Source organism: Chromatocurvus halotolerans (assembly GCF_004340525.1).
GTDB classification, from domain to species: Bacteria; Pseudomonadota; Gammaproteobacteria; order Pseudomonadales; family Halieaceae; genus Chromatocurvus; species Chromatocurvus halotolerans.
The window spans coordinates 328,841-350,519 of the sequence record NZ_SLWX01000001.1 but is presented as its reverse complement, the minus strand read 5'-3'; the positions used below and the strand labels follow the sequence as shown (position 1 = coordinate 350,519).

Sequence of the window (21,679 nt, the reverse complement as noted above, 5' to 3'; positions counted from 1 at the left end):
CCACGAATCCTGACTCGCGCATGGCTCATGGCGCTGCGTCCCTGAGCCGTCGCGGCCTGTTCCGCTTCCTCTTTCCCTCGCTGATCGGGGTGTCGCTGTTCCTGGTGCCTTACCGGGTGGGCGATACCATCAACATCGGCATGGGCATCATGGCCGAGAGTCTCCAGGCCCTGCTGGGTAGTGCCCTGCCGGCGATAGCCACTGTGATCCTGTGCCTGTCCGTCCTGCTCACGATGACGGTCAAACTGGCTCAGCCGCGATGGGCGCGCCAAGGGATGCTCAGGGAGCTGTTTGATGTGGCCCCGCGCTGGGTGGTCCTGCGCGGCCTCGGCGCGCTGTTTGCGCTGATGATTCTGTTCCAGGTCGGGCCGGGCTTCATAACCGCGGCGAACACCGGCGGCGTCATGCTGAATGATCTGGCGCCCGTGCTGCTCACCTTCTTCTTTTTTGCCGCCATCCTGCTGCCATTTCTGGTCGAGTTCGGCTTCATGGAATTCATCGGCAGCCTGGTGCGTACCCCGTTCCGCTGGATCTTCGGTCTGCCCGGGCGCAGCGCGATTGACGCCACCGCCTCCTGGATGGGATCCGGCACCGTGGGTGTGCTTATCACCAGCCAGCAGTATGAGCAGGGGTTCTACACCTGCCGCGAGGCCTCGGCCATCGCCACCAATTTCTCCATCGTGTCGATCGCCTTTGCGCTCCTTGTGGCGAGCTTCATTGGCATCAACCACCTGTTTGTTCCGTTCTATCTGACGGTCATTGTGGCGGGGCTGATTGCTGCGGTTGTCGTGCCCCGTCTGCCGCCGCTGTCGCGCAAGCCCGACACCTACTACGCGCCCGTGGGTTGTCGTATCCAGGAAGAAAACACCGGTGACCAGCATCTGTTCCGTTACAGCCTCGGGATGGCGGTTGCGCGTGCTGAAGGTGCACCGGGACCGCGTGCGCTCATACGCCTGGCGCTGTTCAATGTCGCCGACATCTTTTTCGGTCTGCTGCCGCTGGTCGTCGCCATCGGCACAGTGGCGCTGATGCTTGCCGAGTTCACGCCGCTGTTTACCTGGCTCTCCTACCCCATGGTGCCGGTGCTCGAGTGGATGGGGCTGCCCGAGGCTGGCGCCGCTGCGCCGGCGACGCTGGTTGGCTTTGCCGACATGTTCCTGCCGGCGGTGCTGGCCAGCGGCATCGAGAGCGAGCTGACCCGCTTCGTAATCGCCTCGCTGTCACTGACGCAGCTGGTCTACATGTCGGAGATCGGCACGCTGCTTCTGAAGTCCAGGATTCCGATCGCGCTCTGGGAACTGGCGGCAATTTTCCTGCTGCGTACCGTTGTTACCCTGCCCATTATCGTGGTTATGGCACACTGGTTGGTGGGTTGATACGGCAGTCAAGAGCAGAGCGTCCAGAAAAATGGGGCGGGAACGTGGCGTCTGCGCGTCAGCAGATCGCAGCACGCAGGGTCTTCCAGGAGGACAGCAAGAATGAGCACCACTCACCAACCGGACACCTCCGGGATGACCTGCGCCGGGCTGCTGATTCGTCTACTGCGCGAAACTTACGGCGTGGACCTCGTGTTCGGCATACCCGGCGTGCACACCGTCGAACTCTATCGCGGGCTTTCCGGCAGCGGCATCCGCCACGTGACGCCACGCCACGAGCAGGGCGCGGGCTTCATGGCCGATGGCTATGCGCGGGCGTCCGGGAAACCCGGGGTGTGCCTGATCATTACCGGGCCCGGGATGACCAACATCGCCACCGCCATGGGCCAGGCACTGGCCGACTCCATCCCCATGCTGGTGATCTCAAGCGTCAACCGGCGCGATACGCTGGGCTGCGGCCAGGGACGACTGCACGAACTGGCAAGCCAACAACAGCTGATGGCCGGCGTCGCGCGCTTCAGTCATACGCTGCTCGACGCGGCAAATTTGCCTGCCTTGCTGGCCCGCGCCTTTGCGGTGTTTCAGGGTGAACGTCCGGGTCCGGTGCACATCGAGATTCCGATTGACCTGTTTGCCGCACCGGCGCCGGCCGCGATTTCCGTCGAGCCAGCGCGCCTGTATCCCCCCAGTCCCGCACCCGAGGGTATCGCCCTGGCCGCCGACTGGTTGCGTCAGGCGGAACGTCCCCTCGTGCTGCTGGGCGGTGGCTGCATCGATGCGCAGGATACGGCGCGCGCGCTGGTGGAACGCCTCGACGCACCTGTGGTGGTCACCATCAACGCCAAGGGAATTCTGGGGCGCGATCACCCCCTGGACCTCGGTGCCAACGCGGCCTTGTCCGCCGTGCGCAGACTGGCGGCGGCAGCCGACGTGATCCTTGCCGTGGGCACCGAACTTGGCGAGACCGATTACGACGTGGTGTTTGATGACGGCTTTGCGCTTACCGGCAAACTGATACGCATCGATCTGGACGCCCAGCAGCTGGTGCGCAATCAGTCACTGGCGCTGGGTCTGGTTGGCGACGCGCAGCAGGGTCTCGCGCAACTCCTGGAGCACTTCCCCCGGCCGCTGTCGAAAGCCGGCGCGGAACGTACGGCACGGGCGCTCGCCGAGCTTGCGCTGACGGACAATCCTGACTTTGCGTCCTTCGTGCCACTGTATGAGGTGCTGCATGATGCGCTGCCAGACGCGATACTGGTGGGCGATTCCACCGCGCCGGTGTATGCCGGCAATCATCTGGTATCGCAGCCTGCGCCGCGCCGCTATTTCAATGCCTCGACCGGCTACGGCACGCTGGGCTACGGGCTGCCGGCTGCGCTCGGTGCGACATTCGCCCGGCCCGATCTGCCGGTGGTGGCGCTGGTGGGTGACGGTGGCGTTATGTTCACGCTCTCGGAACTGGCAACGGCGGTGGAAGAGCATCTCCCCGTCGTGATACTGCTGTGGCACAACGCGGGCTATGAGGAAATCCGTCGCTTCATGGATGCCAGTGGCGTGGAACGCCTGGGTGTGGATATCCTGGCGCCGGACTTCCTGGCGGTAGCGCAAGGTTTTGGCTGTGCGGCAGCGCGCGTTGGCAGTCCGGCCGATCTCGCTCAGGCGCTGGCCGGTCGGCCGTTGGATGCTCCCCTGATGATTGTTGTTGACGCCTCGGCCTGGCAGCAATCGCTGGCCCGCCAGGGCTCGATCAGCGCTCTACATCGATGGTCCGGGAGCCGATGATTGACTCAGGGGGTATCCAGTTGAGGTGACATGAGAAGGAAATCAACGACAATCTGATACTCCCGTTTATCAACAAGATCCAGCACCCTGTCGATATCCGGGTTCATGTATTCGTGAACGATGCGGTTGCGGAGTCCGATAATGGCCGCCCACTGGGGAAAGCTGTCGTCGCTTATACAGCTCAGCTGCCATAGAGGTCATCCCAGTAATAATCCTCCAGGTCACGCCAGGTACGCTGAAGGAAATGCAGCCAGGGTAGGCTGGTTGAATCTGTCAGAACGATCCCGTGATTGGCGATCAGATCGCGCATGGCAAGCTTCGCTGATGGTGCACTGATCAGGTCCACCCTGTCAGGGTCGGTATCCAGCAGAGTCGCGGCCTCATGGCGTAATGTCTCCATACGGGCGAGTTCGCCCATGTAGGTGTTTTCCTTGCGCTGTAATTGAAGCGCGATGTCCCAGTCGCTGCATGGAATTGCGCTACCATCAGCACGGCTGCCAACCAGCACCGCGAATTCCACATCGGGCTGATCCCGCAGGAAGCCACTGAGTCTTTCGAGCGGCGCCGGATCGTCAGACAGGTTGGCATTCTGCGTGGACAAGGCGATCTGCTCTCGCGTGGATGGTTTCAGTGTAAAGATACGCAGCTGATCTGTCCAAACCGGACATCTGGTGTATTCACGGGCCATATCCTCAGCCCCAGACTGCCGAGCCCCAGGTGTTGAAGCCGGCAAAGCGCGGTGTTCCGGGCAGATACAGTGAGGCCTGCTCACGAAGGCGAAAACCTGAGGCCTCGAGCAGGGCCGGGATGTCCCGATCGAGGTGGCAGCCGCCTGCGATGCGTTTCCACAGGGGGTTGAGGCGCTGCTGCCAACGCCGGACCGCGGCGTCAGGCGCCAGACCGTGCTCGCAGAAGAGAAGCTCACCCTCCGGCTTGAGCACCCGCGCCATGCCCGCCAGCGCCGCTTGCGGATCGGGTATGGTGCACAGGCTGTAGGTCATGACGATGCAGTCGATGCTGGCATCTGCCAGGGGGATCTGCTCGCCTGGCAGGCCGATGAAGTCGACGGGGAAGGACAGATGCTCGCTGCGTTTTCCCGCCAGTGCCCAGGAGGCTTCCGACGGGTCGAGCCCCACCAGTCGCTCGACCGCCGCGGGGTCATAGAACGGCAGATTCCGCCCGGTGCCGATACCGATTTCGAGAACGACGCCGCGCGCCCGTGGCACGATTTTCTCTCGCTGCCGACGAATCGGGCCAGCGCCACAGGCTGCATCGATAAGGTGCGGCAGTAGGTGTTTGTCGTAAAAGCCCATAGCTGTGTCCCGGAATGATTGCCGGTGGCAGTATACGCCAGGCGGCTACGGCGCAGAGAGCTCGTCAAGCGCAAGCCACAAAAACTACAGCGCGCGAGCGGCGAATACCCCCGTCAGCTCACGTTGCGCTTCTGCTGGTCCCAGTACGGCTTTCGAAGCTCGGTCTTAAGGATTTTGCCTGCACCAGACAGGGGCAGGGGCTCGGAGCGCAGCTCGACGCTGCGCGGGCACTTGAAGCCTGCAATCAGCTGCCTGCAGTGGGCCACGATTGCCTCCGCTTCCGGCGTGCGACCGGCCTTTGGCACGACAATAGCGTGGACGCGCTCGCCCCATTTCTCGTCCGGCACACCGATCACCGCACACTGCTCGACATCCTCGTGCTGGAAAATCGCATTCTCGACCTCTGCCGAGTAGACGTTTTCGCCACCCGTGACGATCATGTCCTTGACCCGGTCGACGATGAACAGAAAGCCATCGTCATCGAGCCGGCCGCCGTCACCGGTATGCAGCCAGCCTCCGGCCAGGGTGTCTGCGGTCTGCCCGGGCAGATTGCGGTAGCCGAGCATGACGTTCGGCCCACGCGCGCAGACCTCGCCGACTTCACCGTTCGGGACCGGTTGGTCATCGGCGTCGAGTACAGTGAGCTCGACCCCCGGCAAGGCGTGCCCGGCACTCTTCAGGCGGCCTGCGAAGGGGCCGTCGCCTACGGTAGTGTGGTACTCCGGGCGCAGCATGGTCAGTATCGGTGCGGCCTCGGTCTGCCCGTAAGCCTGGTAAAAGCGGGTGCCCGGCAATACCTCGAGCGCGCGGCGGATTACCGCTTCTGGCATCGGTGACGCACCATACATAATGGCTTTCAGCGAGCTCAGATTGAAGTCGCCGATGTGCGGATGGTTGACGATCATGTTGATCATGGTCGGCACCATCAACATTTTCTCGATGCCTTCGTCCTGTATCCGCTGCATCACGGCGCCGGGCTCGAACGCCGGCAGGAAACTGTTCGATCCACCCATTAGGGCCATTCCGACGCACATGCACCAGTCGGCGATGTGGAACATGGGCGCGGCGTGCAGACAGCGGTCGCCGGGCTGCAGTTCCAGTATCGGTGCGGCTTGCATTGCGTTCACCACCAGGTTCTGCTGGCTCAGCATGACGCCCTTCGAACGCCCTGTGGTGCCGCCGGTGTAGAAAATGCCGGCGATATCGTCGTTGCGACGGTCAGCATCGGGCACGGGGCGGGTCTGCGCAAGGCTATCCCAGTCGGGCAGTTCCCCGTCCACCGGCGTTCGGCTCGCGCCGCTCGCGTCTCCGATCAGCACAATGTGTGCAAGGTCCGGAAGCTGTGGCGCGATTGCCTGCAGCACCGGCAGAAATGTGGCGTCTACACAGACCACGCGTGTGTCGCTGTCGCTCAGCCAGTGCAGTATCTCAGGTGGCGCAAGTCGTGTGTTGACCGGAACGAATACGCCACCCGACCAGGCCACGGCGAAGTAGAATTCATAGTAGTGGGCGCTGTTCAGTGCGAGGATCGCCACGCTGTCATCGGGTCTGACACCGAGATTGCGCAGGCCGCCCGCGAGACGTGCGATGCGCTCCGGGAATTCCCGCCAGTGGACCCTGTGTCCCGGTGCGGTCACCGCGATGGCGTCCGGGTTTATCTGCGCGGCTCGCCGCGCCAGCGATGTCAGCGAGAACATGGCTTTTCCTCATTCATTTGGCAAAGAACACGCCGTGGTACGGCAGACGATCCGCTCCGATAATATCGCAGCAGGTCGGTCAAGCTACAGCAGCACTCCAGAAAAACGATAATTGAACTTGTGCGCCAAAAAAGTGCGCTGAGGCTCACGCTTTTGGTGCGGAATCGGCGCCCGCGCGCAAAGTGTCCGGCTGACGCGGCCACGGTCGCTGTACCTGAGAAATTGGAGGACGCAAAAAGTAACGGGAACGATGAAACGGATACAGCTGGCTGGAATGACGCATGTAAAATCTCTCAGGTATCAGTAAGTATTACTACCTTTGACCTGTGCTTCGCTCGCCTTTTTGATGATTTTTCTGCACGGAGATCGGCTTGCGGACGCCAACCCTGAAAGTAAACGCTAGTTTTTCAGCGAAGCAAAGCGCGGATGTTGCCCGCGCTATGTGCCGGCGAGGGAGACTTGCGCCATATGTGAGGGAGAGGGCCGCAACCGGCTTTGCGCTCCAGAGGCTGTGGTTATCGTTGTTCCGGCCGCTCTGGTGGTGGTGTAAAGCCGCCGGCGACGTGCTCGAAACCGCTGGCGATCTCTACCAGCACTGGTTCACTGAAACGTGAACCGAAGATGGACAGGCCCACCGGCATGCCGTGAACCTGTCCCATCGGCACGGTGATGTTGGGGTATCCGGAACGCGCCGCGAGCGACGAACTGCCGCCGATAAAGTGATCGCCGTTGATCAGGTCGATGGTCCACGCCGGCGCGCCGGAGGGCGCGATCAATGCATCCAGATCGTGTTGCGCAAGCAGTTTGTCGATGCCGTCTTCGCGAGTGGCCTTTTGCACCGCCGCGAGCGCCGTGACATAGGTCTCCTCGCTGAGGGGGCCCCGGGCTTCGGCGGCCTCCAGAATCTCCTGGGCAAACCACGGCATCTCGGCCTCAGCATTGTCCCGGTTGAAGTCGATCAGATCGGCCAGCGTCATGGCGGCAAGCCTGTCGTCAGGCAGGCCAGACAGATAGGCGTTGAGGCCCTGCTTGAACTCGTACAGCAGTACTTCGTAGGCCTCGCGGGAATGGTCCTCCGGTGCCTGCCACTCGAGACCGTCGACTATCGCCGCGCCGCCCTCACGCATGTGGATCAATGCGGACTCGAGCAATTCATCGACCTCGCTGTGAAAGCCTGCGGATGAGCGCAGCACACCCACGCGCTTGCCCTTGAGTCCCTCGGCGCCGACATGCGACATGAGATGCTCGACAGCCCAGGTCGGGCGTTCTGCCGTTGCCGGATCTGCCGCGTCGGCGCCGGCCATGGCCGACAGCAGGAGCACGGCATCATGAACGCTGCGGGCCATGGGGCCTGCCGTATCCTGGCTGTGCGAGATGGGCACGATGTGCGTGCGGCTTACCAGGCCCACCGTAGGCTTGATGCCGACAATGCCGTTGACCGAGGACGGACACACCACGGAGCCATTGGTCTCTGTACCGACGGCAAGCACGGTCATGCCGGCGGCGACCGCCGCCCCCGAGCCGGAGCTGGAGCCGCAGGGGCTGCGTGACGGGTCATAGGGATTGCGCGTCTGGCCGCCGACGCCGCTCCAGCCGCTGGACGATCGCTCCGAACGGAAATTCGCCCACTCGCTCAGGTTGGCCTTGCCGAGGATGACCGCGCCGGCCTCGCGCAGTTGTCTCACCAGCGGTGCATCGCGTCCACTGCGGTTGTCTGCCAGCGCCAGCGAACCGGCGGTGGTGGGCTGGTCGCGACTTTCGATATTGTCCTTGAGAAGGACCGGGATACCGTGCAGCGGGCCGGCCCAGTCGCCGGCGGCGGCTCTGGCGTCGAGCTCCCGCGCCTGGGCCCGGGCAGTGGGGTCAACAGCAATAACCGCTTCAAGCACCGGGTTGAGCGCGTTGATGCGTGCGATCTGCCGCTCCACGAGCACGGCGGCCGTCAGTTCGCCGGCACGCATGGCCCTGTGCAGGTCGACCACCCCTGTCCAGGGGTCCGGAGCTGCGCTGTCTATGTTTGCGGCGCTGGCCTGCGCGGAAGAATATGCAAGAAACAGGCTGAAAATCAGGGCGGCGACCAGCTGGCGTGAGAGTACATACATGCGTTTTTCCTCGTGGGAGATGTTGCGACGGGTGATCGGCTGGTGCCATCAACGATGATGAATCGAGGGAGAACTCTACAAGGATTGCGGGAGCCGGGCGAGGCCTGCACTGCCTGGAGACGCAGGCATCCCCTGGCCCTGCAGCATTCCTGCAGGGCCAGGGGTATACCCCAAGAGTCATTGATCGGCTGTCAGTGAATGTCGATACGATGACTTGCAGGTGTTTTCTGCTCTACCTTCGGTACGCTCAGCTTGAGAACACCGTCGGTGAACTCTGCCTTGATGTCCTCTTCGTTGACGCCGTTACCCAGGTTGAAGCTGCGGGTGTATCTGCCGTAGCGCCTTTCCTGGCGGATAACGCGCCCATCTTTTTCTTCCTGGTCTTCAAAGCGGGACTCGGCGCTGATCGTCAACATGCCGTTTTCCAGGGTTACGTCGATGTCTTTCTTGTTGACCCCTGGCAGTTCAGCGGTCAATTCGTAGTGGCCCTTTTTCTCAGTAATGTCCACCCTCGGCGAAAAGGCGCTTGCGCTCATGGTGCCGTTGTTTGCCAGCGGCGCCCAGGCATCGAACAGGCTATCAAGGTCAAACAATGAGTTACGTGGTATCAGGTTCATAACACACCTCCTTTCATCCGCCAGAGGCAATCTCTGGCTTGCCTGTTATTTTTATAGGTCCGTTCATGCGGTTTTTCAATTGATCCAACGCAAAGATCACGTCGGTTATTGCTCCCCCATCAGATGCTGCATCTGCTGGTTGAGCCGCGCGAGCTCCCGGCGCATCTCCTCCACTTCATCCAGCAGCTCCAGCGACATCGCCAGGCCTGGCAGGTTCATCTTCAGGTCGCGCTGCAGACGCAGGGCCTTTTGCAGTCGGCCCAGCGCGGCAACGTCAAACTCCCACCGCCTCGCCTCCGGCGCTTCCTCCCGCGGCGAGATGATGCCGTAATCCACCAGCTTGATCACAAACTCGGCGTGACAGTCGCCGCGTTCGCAGATTTCGCGCAGGGTGAAAGTGCTGCCGTCGTCGTCTGACACCACCACCGTCAGGGTATGATCCGGATTGCTCATTGCGTTCTCCCTCGTTCCTGGGCGCCTCACACGTGGAGCCTGCTGCGTGGGTTGAAGTCCTTCTCTGCCTCCGCCAGCTGCTCATAGAGCTTTTCCGCGTCCGTGCTGTGCCTGTGGGGCATGGCGATCTGCAGTATCACGATCTGGTCACCCGGGTGCTTGCCCGGTAGGCCCTTGCCCTTGAGCCTTAGCCGGCGGCCACTGGTGGAGCCCTTCGGCACCTTCAGGTTCACTTTGGCGCCAACCGTCGGCACGGTCACCGTGGCGCCCAGGGCCGCTTCCCAGGGGGCGATGGGCACGGCGACGACGATGTCCCGGCCTTCAATCGTGAAATGCGGGTGCGGGGCGAGCTGGACCTCGATGAACAGGTCGCCCGGTTCTGCGCCACCCGTGCCCGGGCCGCCCTGGCCCTTCAGGCGGATGTGCTGGCCCTCGCGCATGCCGGCGGGAATCTTCACTTTCAGGGTTTTCTGCCGCGACACAAGGCGACCGTTGGGATCCGGTTCGTGCACGGTGAACGATACCTGCTTCTCACAGCCGTGAAAGGCCTCCTCGAGGAACAGGGCGAGCCTGGCGTGCACGTCCTCGCCGCGCATGGACCTCTGGCGGTGGGAACCGCGTGGTCCGGCGCCCGCGCTGAAGCCACCTGCCCGGGCGCCACCGAAAATCTCCTCGAAGAACTCGCTGAAATGCTGGGCGTCCGAGTCGGTGTAACCGCCGCCAGCGAAGCCGGAGGCGCTGTGCCAGCCGGGTGGCGGCTCAAAGGATCCGTCCGCGTTCGCGCCGTACTTGCGCAGCTCATCGTATTCCCCGCGTTTTTCCGGGTCCTTCAATACCTCGTAGGCTTCACCCAGCTCGCGGAATTTCGCGTCTGCGTCCTCTTCCTTGCTGACGTCGGGATGGTACTTGCGCGCCAGCCGCCGGTAGGATTTTTTTATCTCCTCGGGCGTGGCGGATTCGCTCACGCCGAGTACAGCGTAGTAGTCTTTGAACTCCATAAGGGTCCTCGCCGCTGCAGGGTTTAACGGGCGTTACACCATTGCCACTTCAATATAGGGGTTGCTTCGGCGTTCCACAAATTCCGGTCCGCACCCTACGGCAATTGTGCGGCATGATGAGGGGGTTTGCGTGAGCGCCGTCGAGCTGGCGGGGCTTTTGCTGGCGTGGCTCGGTGAAAACTGCCGGCCGCCGTATATCGCAGTGCGGGCACGGCTATGGTCGTGACACCCGCGTTCGCAAGCTTAACGCGTCGCGATAATGTAGACGGCGTGAATGATTCCCGGGATGAATCCCAGCAGTGTCAGAATGATGTTTATCCAGAAATGCTTGCCCAGCCCGACTTCAAAAAATACGCCGAGCGGCGGCAGTATGACGGCCAGCAGAATCTTGAGCAGGTCGCTGAGAAAGCTGTCCGGTGTGCGTTCCAGGGGCATGGATTTCTCCTTTTTCGGTGGCTGGCGTCCACGGGGAGGAACTCACTGTTGCGAGGGCCTTCGAGGACGCAAATTGAGTTCAGGACGTCTTGTCTTTCAGCTCGTTGAGTTTGGCAGCAATGGCTTCACGGCTCTCGCCATACTTTTCCTGAACGCGCGAGATAAGCTCTTCCATATTGCCCTCGGCCTGAGTGACTTCGTCGTCTGTCAGCTTGCCCCACTCCTGCTTGATGCCTGCACTGAACTGTTTCAGTTTGCCTTTTGCCTGATGCTCTTCCATCTGAGGATGCCTCCGTGTACTTCTAGTGAACGAGTGATTACGTTGAAGCTAGCCGAGTGGTGTGTCTTTAACGCAGGTTAACAAGGCCACAGCGATAGCTGCGTAAAGCAGTTCCGGTGAAGGTGCCTGCAGCACCTGCAGGGTCAGGGCGGAAACCAGGCACCACAGGAGCGGTACGATGGCGGTGAGCCAGAGCCGGTAGCCGTGCAGCGTCAGTAGCGCAATGCCCAGGGTGGCGACGGCGGTGGGGTCGGGGTGAATGCCGAAAACTTCAGCCTGAGACCAGTCACGGCCCGCCAGCGGTGCGATCAGTGGGTAAAGGGGCACGCCGAGGGCCGTCAGTGCCAGGCCGGCGAGGCGGGGAACCCGGTCGCGACGGCGCAGTGTCCGGGCAGGCATTTGGCAGGGTGCAGGCTGGGTTAGCACAGATAATAGCAACAGCGCGGACGCCAGCAGGAACGCCCAGCCGAACCAGGACCCTGCCCAGTTCAGGCTCGCGTAGCCCGTTAACAGGAAGGTTACGCTCACCCAGGCCAGCGCGGCGGCCATCAGGCCGCCGACGCTGCGGGTTTGCCCCGACCAGGCCAGCCCGGCGGCGGCCAGGCCTGCGGTCAGGGTCAGCAGGTGCAGCGGCCACCAGGTTTCGGAAACACGCTCGATCAGCCGGAAATAGACCTCGGCAGTGAAGGGAACGAAATCCGCGATCGCGTAGCTGCTCAGATCATTCATCCGCAGTCCGCCAGTGATGCCTGGCGATCATGCATCACAGCGCCTCGATGAAGCGCGCCATTCGCTGGCGTAGCTCAGGCGTCGGCATCGGGCCGGCGCCGGCCCGCATGTTCTCGTTCATGTGATCGACCCGCGTCGTTGCAGGAATGGCGCAGGTGAGTGCCGGATGACTGACGATGAACCTGAGCAGGAAATCCGCCCAGGTTCGGCAGTCAAAGGCCTGTTCCGCCCATTCAGGTACCTTTTCACGAGACTTGAGTCGCCTGATCAATGGTCCGTGGTCATAGGGCCGGTTGGCGATAACGGCGATGCCGCGCTCCCGCGCCAGCGGCAGCAGGCGGCGCTCGGCCTCGCGCTGGGTAACGCTGTAGGTCAGCTGCAAAAAATCGATGTCCTCGCGGGTCATGATCCGCTCGCATTCCTTGTGCCGGCGGCCGTGGGAGGTCGTGATGCCGATATAGCGCACGCTGCCTTCCTGTTTCATCGCCTGCACTGTTTCCAGGTGCGCCTGCCAGCCGACCAGGTTGTGGATCTGCATCAGGTCGAAGGGCGCGATATCCCAGGTCGACTCCAGTCTGGCGATCTGCTGTCGGGTATCGGACCCATTGTTGGTCCAGACTTTCTCCGCGGCGAACAGGCCATCCGTGTTGTCCAGCTGCGCCAGAGCAAAACCCATCACGGCACCGGCCGAGCCGTACATCGGCGAGCAGTCCACCATGCCGCCGCCGTGGCGAAAGAATTCTCCGAGCACCCGGGTGCGGTCGAGGCGGAGCTGCCGGTCTCCGCCCACGTTGAAGGTCTTCCAGGTACCCATGCCGATCACCGGAATGCCTTCGCCGCTCGATGGAATGGGCTTTTTCCGCATCCCGGGTGCTACATCGGCGGCGCTCGGATTCAGCGTCGCCCCGGCGGCACCGGCTGCGATCAACCCCAGGAGGCGTCTGCGTGAAATGTGGGTCATGGGATACTTGCCCTCCGATCTCAGAAGCGTTCCGGGTACCGCAGTGCCGCTACCAGCACCAGCACGAAACCGCTCAGCACGAATGTCTTGTTGACGAACCAGTTCGTGCGCCAGATGGACCATTCCGGATCCGACAGGAACACAGCGAACAGGCTGACGATGATGATCTCGATAACCGACATGCCGATCGCCAGTGCGCGTGTGTAGCCCGGCCGGGCCAGCAGTGCCCACCCCAGCCACGCGTGGGCGAGGGGCCAGAGGTCCCAGTAGATGTAGCGAGTCCAGGGGACCCCTTCTGACACGGCAAAAGCCAGCGGGAAAAGGTACTTGATGAACACGGTCCAGGCCGCGAGCAGAAACAGCATGTGAGCCAGAAATACCGGCCACTCGAACGGGCGAGGTGTAGGCACTCCGGGTTGATTCCGGTTCATCCTCCGAAAGTATGGCGTGTCGTTGGGTGAGTCAAGTTCGCCAGCATTGCACGCCTATCGTGCCTGCCTGCCGATTTGACATCCCGGACACAAGGCGGGATGGTAATAGGATGATTCCAGACGCACCTGAGCCTTTCCCCAGCGATGGCGGCGATGCAGGCGAGCAGGTGTCAAAGCTTGATTCCGCCATTGCACGACTTGCCGCCGCGAATGCCGTTGCCGAGTTTTCTCCCGTCTTCGAGGTTATCGATGCGGCGCGTCCGCTGATGTTCGATGACAGCGGGTTGGCAACTCTGTATGCCCGCGTGCCGGCGCTGGAGGGTGCCAGGTTCTTCAGTGGCAGCGACTGGGATTATCCTCAGACGCTGGTGCCCTCGCTCGCAGTGCGCACCGTGCGCCACGGCGACGTGGTTGCGACCCTGGTCGAGAGTCTGAGCCAGATTCGCCTGCTCGCGGTCGCCAGCGGCGACTACGCGCACCCCTCGGTGTCGGCAGAGCACGCGCAGCATTTCCTGACCCAGGTGATGGCAATGAACCTGGATCTCGTGGTCGGCGACCTGCAGGAGAGCGACCGGCTGCGGCCGGAGCAACTCGGGTACGCGGTTCAGTCTCTGTATCGCTACCTGCTTGAGCACCTGGGCTACCGGAATCTGCTGCAGCATCTGGTCGCCGAGGTCTGGCGCATTCTGGCGCAGCGCCCGGTGCAGGTGGACGGCGTCAAGCACATGGTGACCCAGATTGCCGGCTGCCTGCACAACCCGGATGCCCTGGCTGGCGAGATCGGCGACGACGCCACGCAGCTGATTGATGCCGTGTTCAGCCCGACCGAGGGCTGCCGCGAGGATCCCGGCTTCGAGGTGTATGCAGAGCGGCTGGCGGGCATGGACGATGCGGCTCTTCTCCGGGAGGCCATTGCCTTCGCCGGGGCCATGCACAGCACCGGTCTGGTTTCGCCCTACATGCCAGGCTTCATCCGTTACCTGCGCGAACGATGGAACGAGCTCATCCCCACGGCGCTCGGTCTCAGCTATACAGGTGCGGACGCTTTTCACTGCTACCCCGCACTTATTCACAGGTTGATCGATGACGCCCTGTTTGCCGAGACCAGCCAGGCCGCCTATGGACTTGCCATGATGCTGGAGCGCGGCATTCTGTACTCGCCTGCGGTGGCGCCCTCGCTGTGGCGTCAGCTGCGACTCACGGTGTGCGACGCGGCGGCGCAGAAGATCACCGCGGTTTTCGGCAGCAGTCGCTCGCCGGAGTGCTTTCTGCTCGCCGACGTGCTCAATGTTCTGGGTCGTCCGCTAGGCGTGGGGCAGGGCAATTACCCCACCTGCCAGTCGACGCGCGCGCTGTCCATGTGGGCCTTCAGTGCGCCGGCGGAGTTGCTGAGGATGGTGGCCTGGGCGGCGCGGGACGACGAGATCGTGATGCGCTTCGAGGGCAACAGCATTTCCTCCCGCGAGCTGGGTGCAGGGCTGGCCGCCGAGCCACCCGTGGATGTCGATGCGGTTTCGCTGATTACTGTTCCGCACCTCGATCGCATCTATTTCGAGATGGGCCGGCGCAGCGTCGGTCGCGGCGAGGATCCTCACAAATGGGTCAATGCCGAGTTTCACGGCGATCACGTCGGACACGGTTTCCGCATTGCGGTCGATGTGTTTACCGGTGGCCTGAAAGACTTCGAGGGATTCATCCGCGATTTCTACGCCGCTTACCATCCCTTCTACAACGGCAACATCCCGGTGATCCACCCACAGCCGGCGGGGATTGCCGTGACAGACAGTGCAGCGCGCTTTCTCGGATGGCACGCCATTACCATCCAGCGGCTCGCCCTCGACCCTGCCGGGGTAATGCGTGTATACTTCTTCAATCCCAACAATGACAGTGGTCAAAACTGGGGACAAGACATCGTCACCTCCACACAGGGCAATGGTGAACTCTACGGAGAAGCGTCACTGCCAGTTGCCCGGTTCGCCTCCCGGCTCTACGTGTTTCATTACGACCCGCTCGAAAAGGGCGAACCAGCCGATATCCCCTCCACTGAAGTCACCCTGGCCATGCGCCTCGCGCAGGAAAGCTGGGCATTGGGAAGATAGTCCGAAGAACCCTGGGACTTGAGACTGACAGCACCGCAGGCAATCACGCGTCACGATTTTTCATCAAGGCAAAAGGAGAGCATCACATGTCGAAATCATCAGAAACCCCCGTTTCCAATGATGTTTCAGGCTGGATCGATCCGACCATGGATTCGGTAAAAGGCACGGAGACACCGAAGGATCCCAACAAAGGCTACATCGCGCTGCTGGGCTGGAGCGTCAACGCGATCAAGGCGGCGCAGAAATTCGATCGCCGCTATGTCGTGGTCGCCCCCGACTGGGCCGCGGACTTCTGCGAAGCCAACAAGATCCCCTATATCCCCTGGGACTTCGTGCGCCTGAACGACCGCTCTCTGGAAATCGCGGAGACGCTCAAGGCAGAAGGCGTCGATGTGGCCATTCCGCTGTTTGAGGAAACGGTGGAGTGGTCCGGCGCGATCAACTCCGTGCTCATGGGCAACCCCCGCATGTACGGACAGTCCATCCTGTTCCGCGACAAGGCACTGATGAAGCGCCGCGCGCAGCTCGGCGGTATTCGCGTGGGTATTTTCGAGGAAGCACACGAGAAGGAAGACGTGGTGCGCTTCATGAAGCGCGTCAACCAGACGCTGCTCAAGCTCGACGGCGACCCGGATGACCCGATTCACGTCAAGGCTTTCGACAAGGCCGGCTGTCTCGGGCATCGCATGATCCGCACGATGGAAGAGATCGACTACATACCGGATGAAGAGTATCCGCTGTTGATGGAAAGCCACCTGGACGGCTGGGAGTTTGCTGTCGAGGCCTGGATCCATGACGGCGAGATCAAGTTCCTCAATATCTCCGAGTATGTGACGCTGGGCTATTCGGTGTTCGTGCCCGCCACCAACGAACTGGAAAGCTGGCGCAACGCGATCACCAAGCAGATCGAGAAGCTGATCAAGACCTTCGATATCCAGTTCGGCCTGATTCACCCGGAATACTTTGTCACCGCCGACGGCGAGATGTACTTCGGTGAGGTGGCCTATCGTCCGCCGGGTTTCAAGGCCTTCGAGCTGATCGAGCGCGCCTATGGCTTCAGCGCCTACCAGGCCTCCATGCTGGTGTTCGACCCCAAGAGCACGAAGGAGGAGGTCGACGCCTTCTTCCCGAAGGAGGTGGTCGATGCCAAGGGCTATGCAGGGTGCTTCGGCGTCTATCCGCGTCGCCGCGTTGTCAGCAAGCTGGAAATGCCGAAGGAGACTGTCGATCATCCGTACTTCGAGTCCCACGAACTGGTGGCGCCCACGGAAGAAACCGTGCCTGATCGTTCCGCCTTCGGCACGCACTGGGGACTCGTGTTCTTCTACGGCGACGATCCCATCAAGATGCGGGATCTGCTCAAGGCGCAGGAAGAGCTGGACTTCTATGTCTAGCCGCCTATCCGAAAACCGCCTTGTATGAGACGGTACTCAGAAGGGTCAGGCCCCGGTCCTGACCCTTTTTTTTGCCTAAAAAAAGGATCGGCGCGACATGTTGCCTCTACTGGATGAACATACCGAGATCAGCGACAGCGCGCTGAACGTCATTGCGCACATGCCGACCGCGAGCCTTTCCACGCTCCTCTCAGGCGGTTTTCTGCGTCGATGTAGCGATGCCGATTTCATGCGCATCGCAGTGCTGCTGGCGCAGAAAAGTGACAACGAGGGTGGATGCCCGATAGGCGCGGTGATTGTCCATAATGAATCCCGCCGTATTCTCGGCAAGGGACACAATACCCTGGTGCAGGAGAACCATCCCTACAATCACGGTGAAACCTCGGCCATCCGCGATGCGGGTCGACAGGACTTCAGTGCGGCAACGCTGTTCACGTCCCTCAGCCCGTGCCGGATCTGCGCGACGCTGCTGGCGATGCGCGGGTTTTCCCGGGTGGTGATCGGTGATGTCACGAATGCCTCAGGCACTGAGACCTTTCTCAGGGAGGAGGGGGTTCAAGTCGAGGTGCTCGAGGACGCCGATGGCATCGCGCGCTACGCCGGCTTCCGGCGCATGCAGCCCGCACTTGAGCGGGAGGACTGGCAGGGCATCAGGTCTGCGCATCGGGCCCACGATTCGCGTAGTCCATGATGATGCGCATGTTCCTGCTGTTGGCCTTGAAACTGACGTCGAACAGATCCCCAAGCACGGGAATCAGGCCGATCAGCCAATCGACAAAGACATTCCACAGCATCTGCACTCGCTTGCGCCAGGGAACACCCGCCCGCTTGGCGCTGCTGTAGATATACAGCGAGACTGCCAGGGTCAGGGTATCCCCGACCCCCGGAATAAGTCCGAGAATGGGATCAAGCCCGTAGCGGATGTTCGTCCCGGGTATGACAAAGGCCCTGTCCATGAGATCGGACAGTTTCTGCAGCTTCATCAACTGGCTGCGAACTGCGGCATCGTTGAGGTTATCCGTAGGCATGGGTGTCTACTCCCGGTCTGGCTGTCGTGAGGTGGCATTGCGGCGCGTGAGGCAGGAGCCGCGGACCCATGCTGACAGGCGCATTGTGATGGATTTACCCATTGACGAAGTGGGACGTTTGTACTAATCCGTTATAGGGAATCCCTGCCAAAGGAGGTGTTCAACATGGGACTCTTCATCTGGATCTGGATACTCTGCGCTCCCGCACTGGCTTTCATGATGCTGTCGTCAATGACGAAAAACTAGCCCTGTGAAACCTTCCCCCCGATCGCTGTAAAACGCGTAATCGGGGGCCAGTGCGGCGGTACTCAGCCGGGACCGCCGCGCGTCGCAAACGCGAGGGTCTTTGCAGCCTGCGGGAAAATCACTCGAGGGTCGGTACGCCCGGCCACAACGCTGCACGGGCAGATTGTGCTAGGGTCTTGTCTGTATTCATCAATAGCGCAAGACGGTGCAGCGTTTGACTGACGCGACGAAAAGTGACAATTCCGCGGGTCGATTATTGCGGCGAACCTGGCCGTTTTCTCGCAGGGTCCTGCGCAACTTCGTGCGCAATCACGGGGTCCTTCTCGCCGGTGGGGTCGGTTACAACGTGCTGATGTCGGCGGTGCCCCTGCTGGCGCTGCTCGGTGTCCTGCTCACCCGGGTGGTGGACGAGGAAGAACTGCTGTCCGTCATGGCAATCCAGGCGCAGCATTTTGCGCCCGGGCATGCAGACCTGTGGCTGGACGCGGTAAAGGCCTTTCTCGACTCGCGGGATATCATTGGCATAGCGGGCATTCCAATACTGCTGTTTTTCAGCTCTTTTGCCTTTCGCATGCTGGAAGACGCGATCGCCATCATCTTCATGCGCCCGGAGAATCCCCGGCGGAGCATCTGGTTTTCCGTCGTCATGCCCTATGCCTTCATGACGGTGCTCGGCGTCGGCCTGCTCATGCTCACTCTGCTGTTTGCCCTGGTCGATGCCCTGTACCCGGATCCAGGCGTCATTCTCTACCTGCTCAGCTTTTTCAGTGTCTTCCTCATGTTCAGCGCCATCTACAAGGTGCTGCCCATCATGCGCATTTCGCCGCGCCGGGCGGTGATTGGCGGCTTCGTGGCTGCTGTGCTGTGGGAGGGGACGCGGCTGATCATGATGTATTACTTCGTTCATGTCTCCTTCGTAAATGCCATTTACGGCTCACTGGCAACGATTATTGTGCTTCTGATCAGTCTGGAGGTTGGATCGATTATTCTGTTGCTGGGGGCGCAGGTTATCGCCGAACTGGAGCGCAGCGAGCGCGCTGGACTGCCCTGGTATACCAACCTCGATGAAAGCGTCTCTGCGGCGCGTGCGGAGTAGCGACATGGATAAGCGCAAGGTGGATATTGCCATCATCGGTGCCGGCACGGCGGGGCTCACGGCCTACAACGCCGCCCGCAAACACACGGACAATCTGGTGCTGATTGAGGGCGATACTTATGGCACTACCTGCGCCCGGATGGGCTGCATGCCCAGCAAGCTCCTGATTGCGGCAGCAGACAGTGCCCATGATGCCGCGCGGGCGGCCATGTTCGGCGTTGCGGTGGAGGGCATCCGCATCAACGGCGAGGCCGTGCTTGAGCGCGTGCGCCGGGAGCGGGATGCCTTTGTCAGCTCGGTGCTGGAATCCATGGAGGCCATCCCTGAGTCACACAAACTGATGGGACGCGCGCGGTTTCTGGCGCCGGGAAGGCTGGCTGTCGGTGATGCCCTGGAGGTGCGCGCCGAGCGCATCGTGATCGCCACCGGATCCAGTCCGCATATTCCCGCCATGTTCCAGGGCCTTGGCGACCGGCTGCTGACCAACGACAGCCTGTTCGAACTGCAAACCTTACCGGCTTCCATCGCAGTCTTCGGCACCGGCGTGGTGGGGCTGGAACTCGGCCAGGCGCTGAGTCGCCTGGGGGTGCACGTGCGTCTGCTCGGTCGCGACGGCGCCCTCGGCGGTATCGTCGATGAAGAAATACGCGACTATGCCGAACGCTGTTTCAGCGAGGCCTTCTACCTGGATACCCGGTCCGAAGTGGCAGACCTGTCCCCGGCGGATAACGGCGTTGCCATCACCTTCACGCATCAGGAGCGGGGCGAGCTTGCCGAGACCTTTGAGCGCATCCTGGTGGCGACGGGTCGGCCGCCCAACCTGACGGCCCTCGACCTGCACCACAGCGGCCTGACCCTGGATGACGCCGGCATACCTGTGACCGATACCGCCACACTGCAGTGCGGTGACAGCCCGGTATTTCTCGTGGGCGATGCCAACGGCCAGGCAGCCGTGCTTCACGAGGCGGCGCAGGAGGGCAGAATCGCCGGCGACAATGCCGGCCGCTATCCGCAGGTGCAGGCCGCCTCGCGGCAGGTGCCGCTGTCCGTGGTGTTCACCCATCCGCAGATTGCGTCGGTGGGGGTGCCGGTGGGACGCATGTCCGGTGCCAAGCGCAAGGGCTTTGCGGTTGGAACAGTCTCCTTCGAGGACCAGGGTCGCAGCAAGGTCATCGGCAAGAATCGCGGACTGCTGAAAGTGTATGCGCAGCGCGGCAGTGGCGTGTTTGTGGGTGCGGAGATGCTGGGCCCTGCAGCGGAACACATCGGCCATCTGCTGGCCTGGGCGGCGCAGGGCCGCATGACGGTGCGTGAGATGCTGGGGATGCCGTTCTATCACCCGGTGATCGAGGAAGGGGTGCGTACGGCACTGAAGGATCTGAATGCCAGACTGCACGAAAGCGTAGCGTGCGATGACGAGTGCCTCGAGAGCGGGCCGGGAGCGTAGGATTGTGGCTGAGACCAGGGGATACCGGGTGACCGGTAAGGTGCAGGGGGTTTCCTACCGGGCCAGCACGCGGCGCAGGGCAGAGGAACTGGAGCTGAGTGGATGGGTTCGCAACTGCCCGGACGGCAGCGTTGAACTGCAGGCGACTGGCAGCGCACAGGCACTACAGCAGCTGGAAGACTGGCTGTGGCAGGGTCCGAAGCACGCCAGGGTCAAGGCGGTGACATCGGGGCCGGTATCTTTTGAGGCCTTTCCGGGGTTTGAGGTGAGAGATTAGCTGGCTGAGCGGCTTCATGAATGCCGCCCGCGAGGACAAAAGTGAGCGTGTAGAGGTCAGGCGCGACGCGATGTCTTGCGCACCCGGATAAGACCGGCCAGGCCGACCCTCATGTTCAGGAGCATGGGTGTGCCGGAACGCAGGATCGACATGCAGGCGAAGCTCATGGCGCAACGCTCCGAGAGCGCTTTGCCGGGCACACTCCGATCCGATCTCGGTGTCGTCTCTTTGATTCGAGTGACAGACTCGATATGCAGTTTCGCAAGCTCAAACGAATTATGGTGATCAACACTTGGCTGTACGTATCGGTCATTGCTGCGGCCGTCTCGGCGCAGTTGGAACCGTGGCGGTGGTGAGAATGTGTCTACCCTGCGCCCAGTACTGGCCTGCGGGATATTTCATAATCGATCTCTATAGCTCGAGGCGTTTTTCGTGACCGAAAAACGTCTCCGCGGAGTTTTTTTCGAAATAGATGAGTGGAGAGAGAGCATAAATGGTTCTTGGCGCCAGGCACTCGAGTTCGCCACGCAATCCCGCCTGGCAGCTCTCATGCAGGACAACCCGCCAGGGTTCACGACCAGCCGACGCTGGAGCAGCTTGCCGGCGTGGCTGACGGCGTGGCTGACGCCGGACGCTTCGGCACCGATTACGCCTACGGGGCCGACCTCGCTCGCTAGGGCTCGTCGGTCGGGTGCGGCTGCGACATCTGCTTCTGTTCCTCTTTCCTGCGATTCTTTTTCTCTTCCATCCGCTCGCCGAAGCGCATGCCCTGTATGTAGGCTTTGGCAAACAGGCCGACGCCCAGTAAAAAAACAACCACAAGGAGCAATGCTATCGGTGTATTCATGTCACTCTGCCTCTTTGTATTTTGGCGCTGCCCGTTTTCTCCCGGGACTCCGATGGCCGGCTGTTCCATGG

23 protein-coding genes are annotated in these 21,679 nt (G+C 61.8%); 8 read left to right on the top strand and 15 right to left on the bottom strand.

Going from position 1 to position 21,679, the window contains the following annotated elements; all coding sequences use genetic code 11:
- The first annotated feature begins 20 nt into the window (after positions 1-20).
- Both EV688_RS01560 and EV688_RS01555 read left to right on the top strand, forming a co-directional pair.
- The gene (locus tag EV688_RS01560; protein ID WP_117316668.1) at positions 21-1,376 is read left to right on the top strand and encodes a YjiH family protein; all 1,356 of its coding nucleotides are present in this window, start codon (positions 21-23) and stop codon (positions 1,374-1,376) included.
- A gap of 102 nt (positions 1,377-1,478) precedes the next feature.
- A complete protein-coding gene (locus EV688_RS01555; RefSeq protein ID WP_240624297.1) occupies positions 1,479-3,158 on the top strand; it encodes a 5-guanidino-2-oxopentanoate decarboxylase in 1,680 nt (559 codons plus the stop codon).
- Between the two features lie 5 nt (positions 3,159-3,163).
- Here EV688_RS01555 and EV688_RS17830 read toward each other — a convergent pair whose 3' ends face one another.
- The 13 genes from EV688_RS17830 to EV688_RS01490 all read right to left on the bottom strand — a co-directional run bounded on the left by EV688_RS17830 (position 3,164) and on the right by EV688_RS01490 (position 13,153).
- A complete protein-coding gene (locus tag EV688_RS17830; protein WP_420867054.1) occupies positions 3,164-3,298 on the bottom strand; it encodes a ribonuclease HepT family protein in 135 nt (44 codons plus the stop codon).
- 41 nt (positions 3,299-3,339) lie between these two features.
- On the bottom strand, positions 3,340-3,759 hold the full coding sequence (locus EV688_RS01545; protein ID WP_117316662.1) for a nucleotidyltransferase domain-containing protein: 420 nt from the start codon (positions 3,757-3,759) through the stop codon (positions 3,340-3,342).
- A gap of 91 nt (positions 3,760-3,850) precedes the next feature.
- Complete coding sequence (locus EV688_RS01540; protein WP_117316660.1) at positions 3,851-4,471, bottom strand: class I SAM-dependent methyltransferase; 621 nt, start codon at positions 4,469-4,471, stop codon at positions 3,851-3,853.
- A gap of 113 nt (positions 4,472-4,584) precedes the next feature.
- Positions 4,585-6,168, bottom strand: a complete 1,584-nt coding sequence (locus EV688_RS01535; RefSeq protein WP_117316658.1) for a long-chain-fatty-acid--CoA ligase — start codon at positions 6,166-6,168, stop codon at positions 4,585-4,587.
- 515 nt (positions 6,169-6,683) lie between these two features.
- A complete protein-coding gene (locus EV688_RS01530; RefSeq protein WP_117316656.1) occupies positions 6,684-8,270 on the bottom strand; it encodes an amidase in 1,587 nt (528 codons plus the stop codon).
- A gap of 191 nt (positions 8,271-8,461) precedes the next feature.
- Positions 8,462-8,887 carry an Hsp20/alpha crystallin family protein gene (locus EV688_RS01525; RefSeq protein ID WP_117316655.1) on the bottom strand — a complete coding sequence of 142 codons (426 nt, stop codon included), beginning with the start codon at positions 8,885-8,887 and terminating at the stop codon, positions 8,462-8,464.
- A 105-nt stretch (positions 8,888-8,992) separates the two neighbouring features.
- On the bottom strand, positions 8,993-9,340 hold the full coding sequence (locus EV688_RS01520; protein WP_117316653.1) for a chaperone modulator CbpM: 348 nt from the start codon (positions 9,338-9,340) through the stop codon (positions 8,993-8,995).
- Positions 9,341-9,366: 26 nt separating this feature from the next.
- Complete coding sequence (locus EV688_RS01515) at positions 9,367-10,338, bottom strand: DnaJ C-terminal domain-containing protein (RefSeq protein WP_117316651.1); 972 nt, start codon at positions 10,336-10,338, stop codon at positions 9,367-9,369.
- A gap of 243 nt (positions 10,339-10,581) precedes the next feature.
- On the bottom strand, positions 10,582-10,773 hold the full coding sequence (locus tag EV688_RS01510) for a YqaE/Pmp3 family membrane protein (RefSeq protein WP_117316649.1): 192 nt from the start codon (positions 10,771-10,773) through the stop codon (positions 10,582-10,584).
- Between the two features lie 79 nt (positions 10,774-10,852).
- Entirely contained in the window at positions 10,853-11,053 is a 201-nt protein-coding gene (locus EV688_RS01505) for a CsbD family protein (protein ID WP_117316647.1), read from the bottom strand.
- A gap of 48 nt (positions 11,054-11,101) precedes the next feature.
- The gene (locus EV688_RS01500; protein ID WP_117316645.1) at positions 11,102-11,782 is read right to left on the bottom strand and encodes a DUF6064 family protein; all 681 of its coding nucleotides are present in this window, start codon (positions 11,780-11,782) and stop codon (positions 11,102-11,104) included.
- 34 nt (positions 11,783-11,816) lie between these two features.
- Positions 11,817-12,743 carry an aldo/keto reductase gene (locus tag EV688_RS01495; protein ID WP_117316643.1) on the bottom strand — a complete coding sequence of 309 codons (927 nt, stop codon included), beginning with the start codon at positions 12,741-12,743 and terminating at the stop codon, positions 11,817-11,819.
- Between the two features lie 20 nt (positions 12,744-12,763).
- Complete coding sequence (locus tag EV688_RS01490) at positions 12,764-13,153, bottom strand: hypothetical protein (protein ID WP_205686577.1); 390 nt, start codon at positions 13,151-13,153, stop codon at positions 12,764-12,766.
- Between the two features lie 131 nt (positions 13,154-13,284).
- On the opposite strand from EV688_RS01490, the gene EV688_RS01485 reads away from it, so the two are divergent.
- The 3 genes from EV688_RS01485 to EV688_RS01475 all read left to right on the top strand — a co-directional run bounded on the left by EV688_RS01485 (position 13,285) and on the right by EV688_RS01475 (position 17,358).
- Complete coding sequence (locus tag EV688_RS01485) at positions 13,285-15,273, top strand: hypothetical protein (RefSeq protein ID WP_117316639.1); 1,989 nt, start codon at positions 13,285-13,287, stop codon at positions 15,271-15,273.
- An 86-nt stretch (positions 15,274-15,359) separates the two neighbouring features.
- Positions 15,360-16,667 (top strand): ATP-grasp domain-containing protein, encoded by a 1,308-nt coding sequence (locus EV688_RS01480; RefSeq protein WP_117316637.1) that lies wholly within the window; start codon positions 15,360-15,362, stop codon positions 16,665-16,667.
- A 97-nt stretch (positions 16,668-16,764) separates the two neighbouring features.
- Entirely contained in the window at positions 16,765-17,358 is a 594-nt protein-coding gene (locus EV688_RS01475) for a nucleoside deaminase (RefSeq protein ID WP_117316635.1), read from the top strand.
- Here the strand turns inward: EV688_RS01475 and EV688_RS01470 are convergent.
- Positions 17,318-17,695: a DUF4112 domain-containing protein gene (locus EV688_RS01470; protein ID WP_117316633.1), complete on the bottom strand. Its 378-nt coding sequence runs from the start codon at positions 17,693-17,695 to the stop codon at positions 17,318-17,320. The genes EV688_RS01475 and EV688_RS01470 overlap by 41 nt on opposite strands.
- Before the next feature lie 460 nt (positions 17,696-18,155).
- On the opposite strand from EV688_RS01470, the gene EV688_RS01465 reads away from it, so the two are divergent.
- The 3 genes from EV688_RS01465 to EV688_RS01455 are packed head-to-tail and all read left to right on the top strand — an operon-like array spanning position 18,156 to position 20,761.
- Positions 18,156-19,037, top strand: coding sequence for a YihY/virulence factor BrkB family protein (locus EV688_RS01465; RefSeq protein WP_117316631.1), 882 nt, complete (start codon positions 18,156-18,158; stop codon positions 19,035-19,037).
- Positions 19,038-19,041: 4 nt separating this feature from the next.
- Complete coding sequence (locus EV688_RS01460) at positions 19,042-20,484, top strand: dihydrolipoyl dehydrogenase (RefSeq protein ID WP_117316629.1); 1,443 nt, start codon at positions 19,042-19,044, stop codon at positions 20,482-20,484.
- Between the two features lie 4 nt (positions 20,485-20,488).
- Positions 20,489-20,761 (top strand): acylphosphatase, encoded by a 273-nt coding sequence (locus tag EV688_RS01455; RefSeq protein ID WP_240624296.1) that lies wholly within the window; start codon positions 20,489-20,491, stop codon positions 20,759-20,761.
- Positions 20,762-21,434: 673 nt separating this feature from the next.
- Here the strand turns inward: EV688_RS01455 and EV688_RS17335 are convergent.
- The gene (locus tag EV688_RS17335; RefSeq protein ID WP_162883858.1) at positions 21,435-21,608 is read right to left on the bottom strand and encodes a hypothetical protein; all 174 of its coding nucleotides are present in this window, start codon (positions 21,606-21,608) and stop codon (positions 21,435-21,437) included.
- Between the last annotated feature and the right edge of the window lie 71 nt (positions 21,609-21,679).

What these genes read in the sequence shown, in the direction of transcription:
- EV688_RS01540 (WP_117316660.1), bottom strand. Translation starts at nt 4,471, where the DNA reads ATGGGCTTTTACGACAAACACCTACTGCCGCACCTTATCGATGCAGCC.
- EV688_RS01535 (WP_117316658.1), bottom strand. Translation starts at nt 6,168, where the DNA reads ATGTTCTCGCTGACATCGCTGGCGCGGCGAGCCGCGCAGATAAACCCG.
- EV688_RS01480 (WP_117316637.1), top strand. Translation starts at nt 15,360, where the DNA reads ATGTCGAAATCATCAGAAACCCCCGTTTCCAATGATGTTTCAGGCTGG.
- EV688_RS01510 (WP_117316649.1), bottom strand. Translation starts at nt 10,773, where the DNA reads ATGCCCCTGGAACGCACACCGGACAGCTTTCTCAGCGACCTGCTCAAG.
- EV688_RS01505 (WP_117316647.1), bottom strand. Translation starts at nt 11,053, where the DNA reads ATGGAAGAGCATCAGGCAAAAGGCAAACTGAAACAGTTCAGTGCAGGC.
- EV688_RS01485 (WP_117316639.1), top strand. Translation starts at nt 13,285, where the DNA reads ATGATTCCAGACGCACCTGAGCCTTTCCCCAGCGATGGCGGCGATGCA.
- EV688_RS01525 (WP_117316655.1), bottom strand. Translation starts at nt 8,887, where the DNA reads ATGAACCTGATACCACGTAACTCATTGTTTGACCTTGATAGCCTGTTC.
- EV688_RS01520 (WP_117316653.1), bottom strand. Translation starts at nt 9,340, where the DNA reads ATGAGCAATCCGGATCATACCCTGACGGTGGTGGTGTCAGACGACGAC.
- EV688_RS01530 (WP_117316656.1), bottom strand. Translation starts at nt 8,270, where the DNA reads ATGTATGTACTCTCACGCCAGCTGGTCGCCGCCCTGATTTTCAGCCTG.
- EV688_RS01560 (WP_117316668.1), top strand. Translation starts at nt 21, where the DNA reads ATGGCTCATGGCGCTGCGTCCCTGAGCCGTCGCGGCCTGTTCCGCTTC.
- EV688_RS01500 (WP_117316645.1), bottom strand. Translation starts at nt 11,782, where the DNA reads ATGAATGATCTGAGCAGCTACGCGATCGCGGATTTCGTTCCCTTCACT.
- EV688_RS01495 (WP_117316643.1), bottom strand. Translation starts at nt 12,743, where the DNA reads ATGACCCACATTTCACGCAGACGCCTCCTGGGGTTGATCGCAGCCGGT.
- EV688_RS01460 (WP_117316629.1), top strand. Translation starts at nt 19,042, where the DNA reads ATGGATAAGCGCAAGGTGGATATTGCCATCATCGGTGCCGGCACGGCG.
- EV688_RS17335 (WP_162883858.1), bottom strand. Translation starts at nt 21,608, where the DNA reads ATGAATACACCGATAGCATTGCTCCTTGTGGTTGTTTTTTTACTGGGC.
- EV688_RS01470 (WP_117316633.1), bottom strand. Translation starts at nt 17,695, where the DNA reads ATGCCTACGGATAACCTCAACGATGCCGCAGTTCGCAGCCAGTTGATG.
- EV688_RS01515 (WP_117316651.1), bottom strand. Translation starts at nt 10,338, where the DNA reads ATGGAGTTCAAAGACTACTACGCTGTACTCGGCGTGAGCGAATCCGCC.
- EV688_RS01475 (WP_117316635.1), top strand. Translation starts at nt 16,765, where the DNA reads ATGTTGCCTCTACTGGATGAACATACCGAGATCAGCGACAGCGCGCTG.
- EV688_RS01555 (WP_240624297.1), top strand. Translation starts at nt 1,479, where the DNA reads ATGAGCACCACTCACCAACCGGACACCTCCGGGATGACCTGCGCCGGG.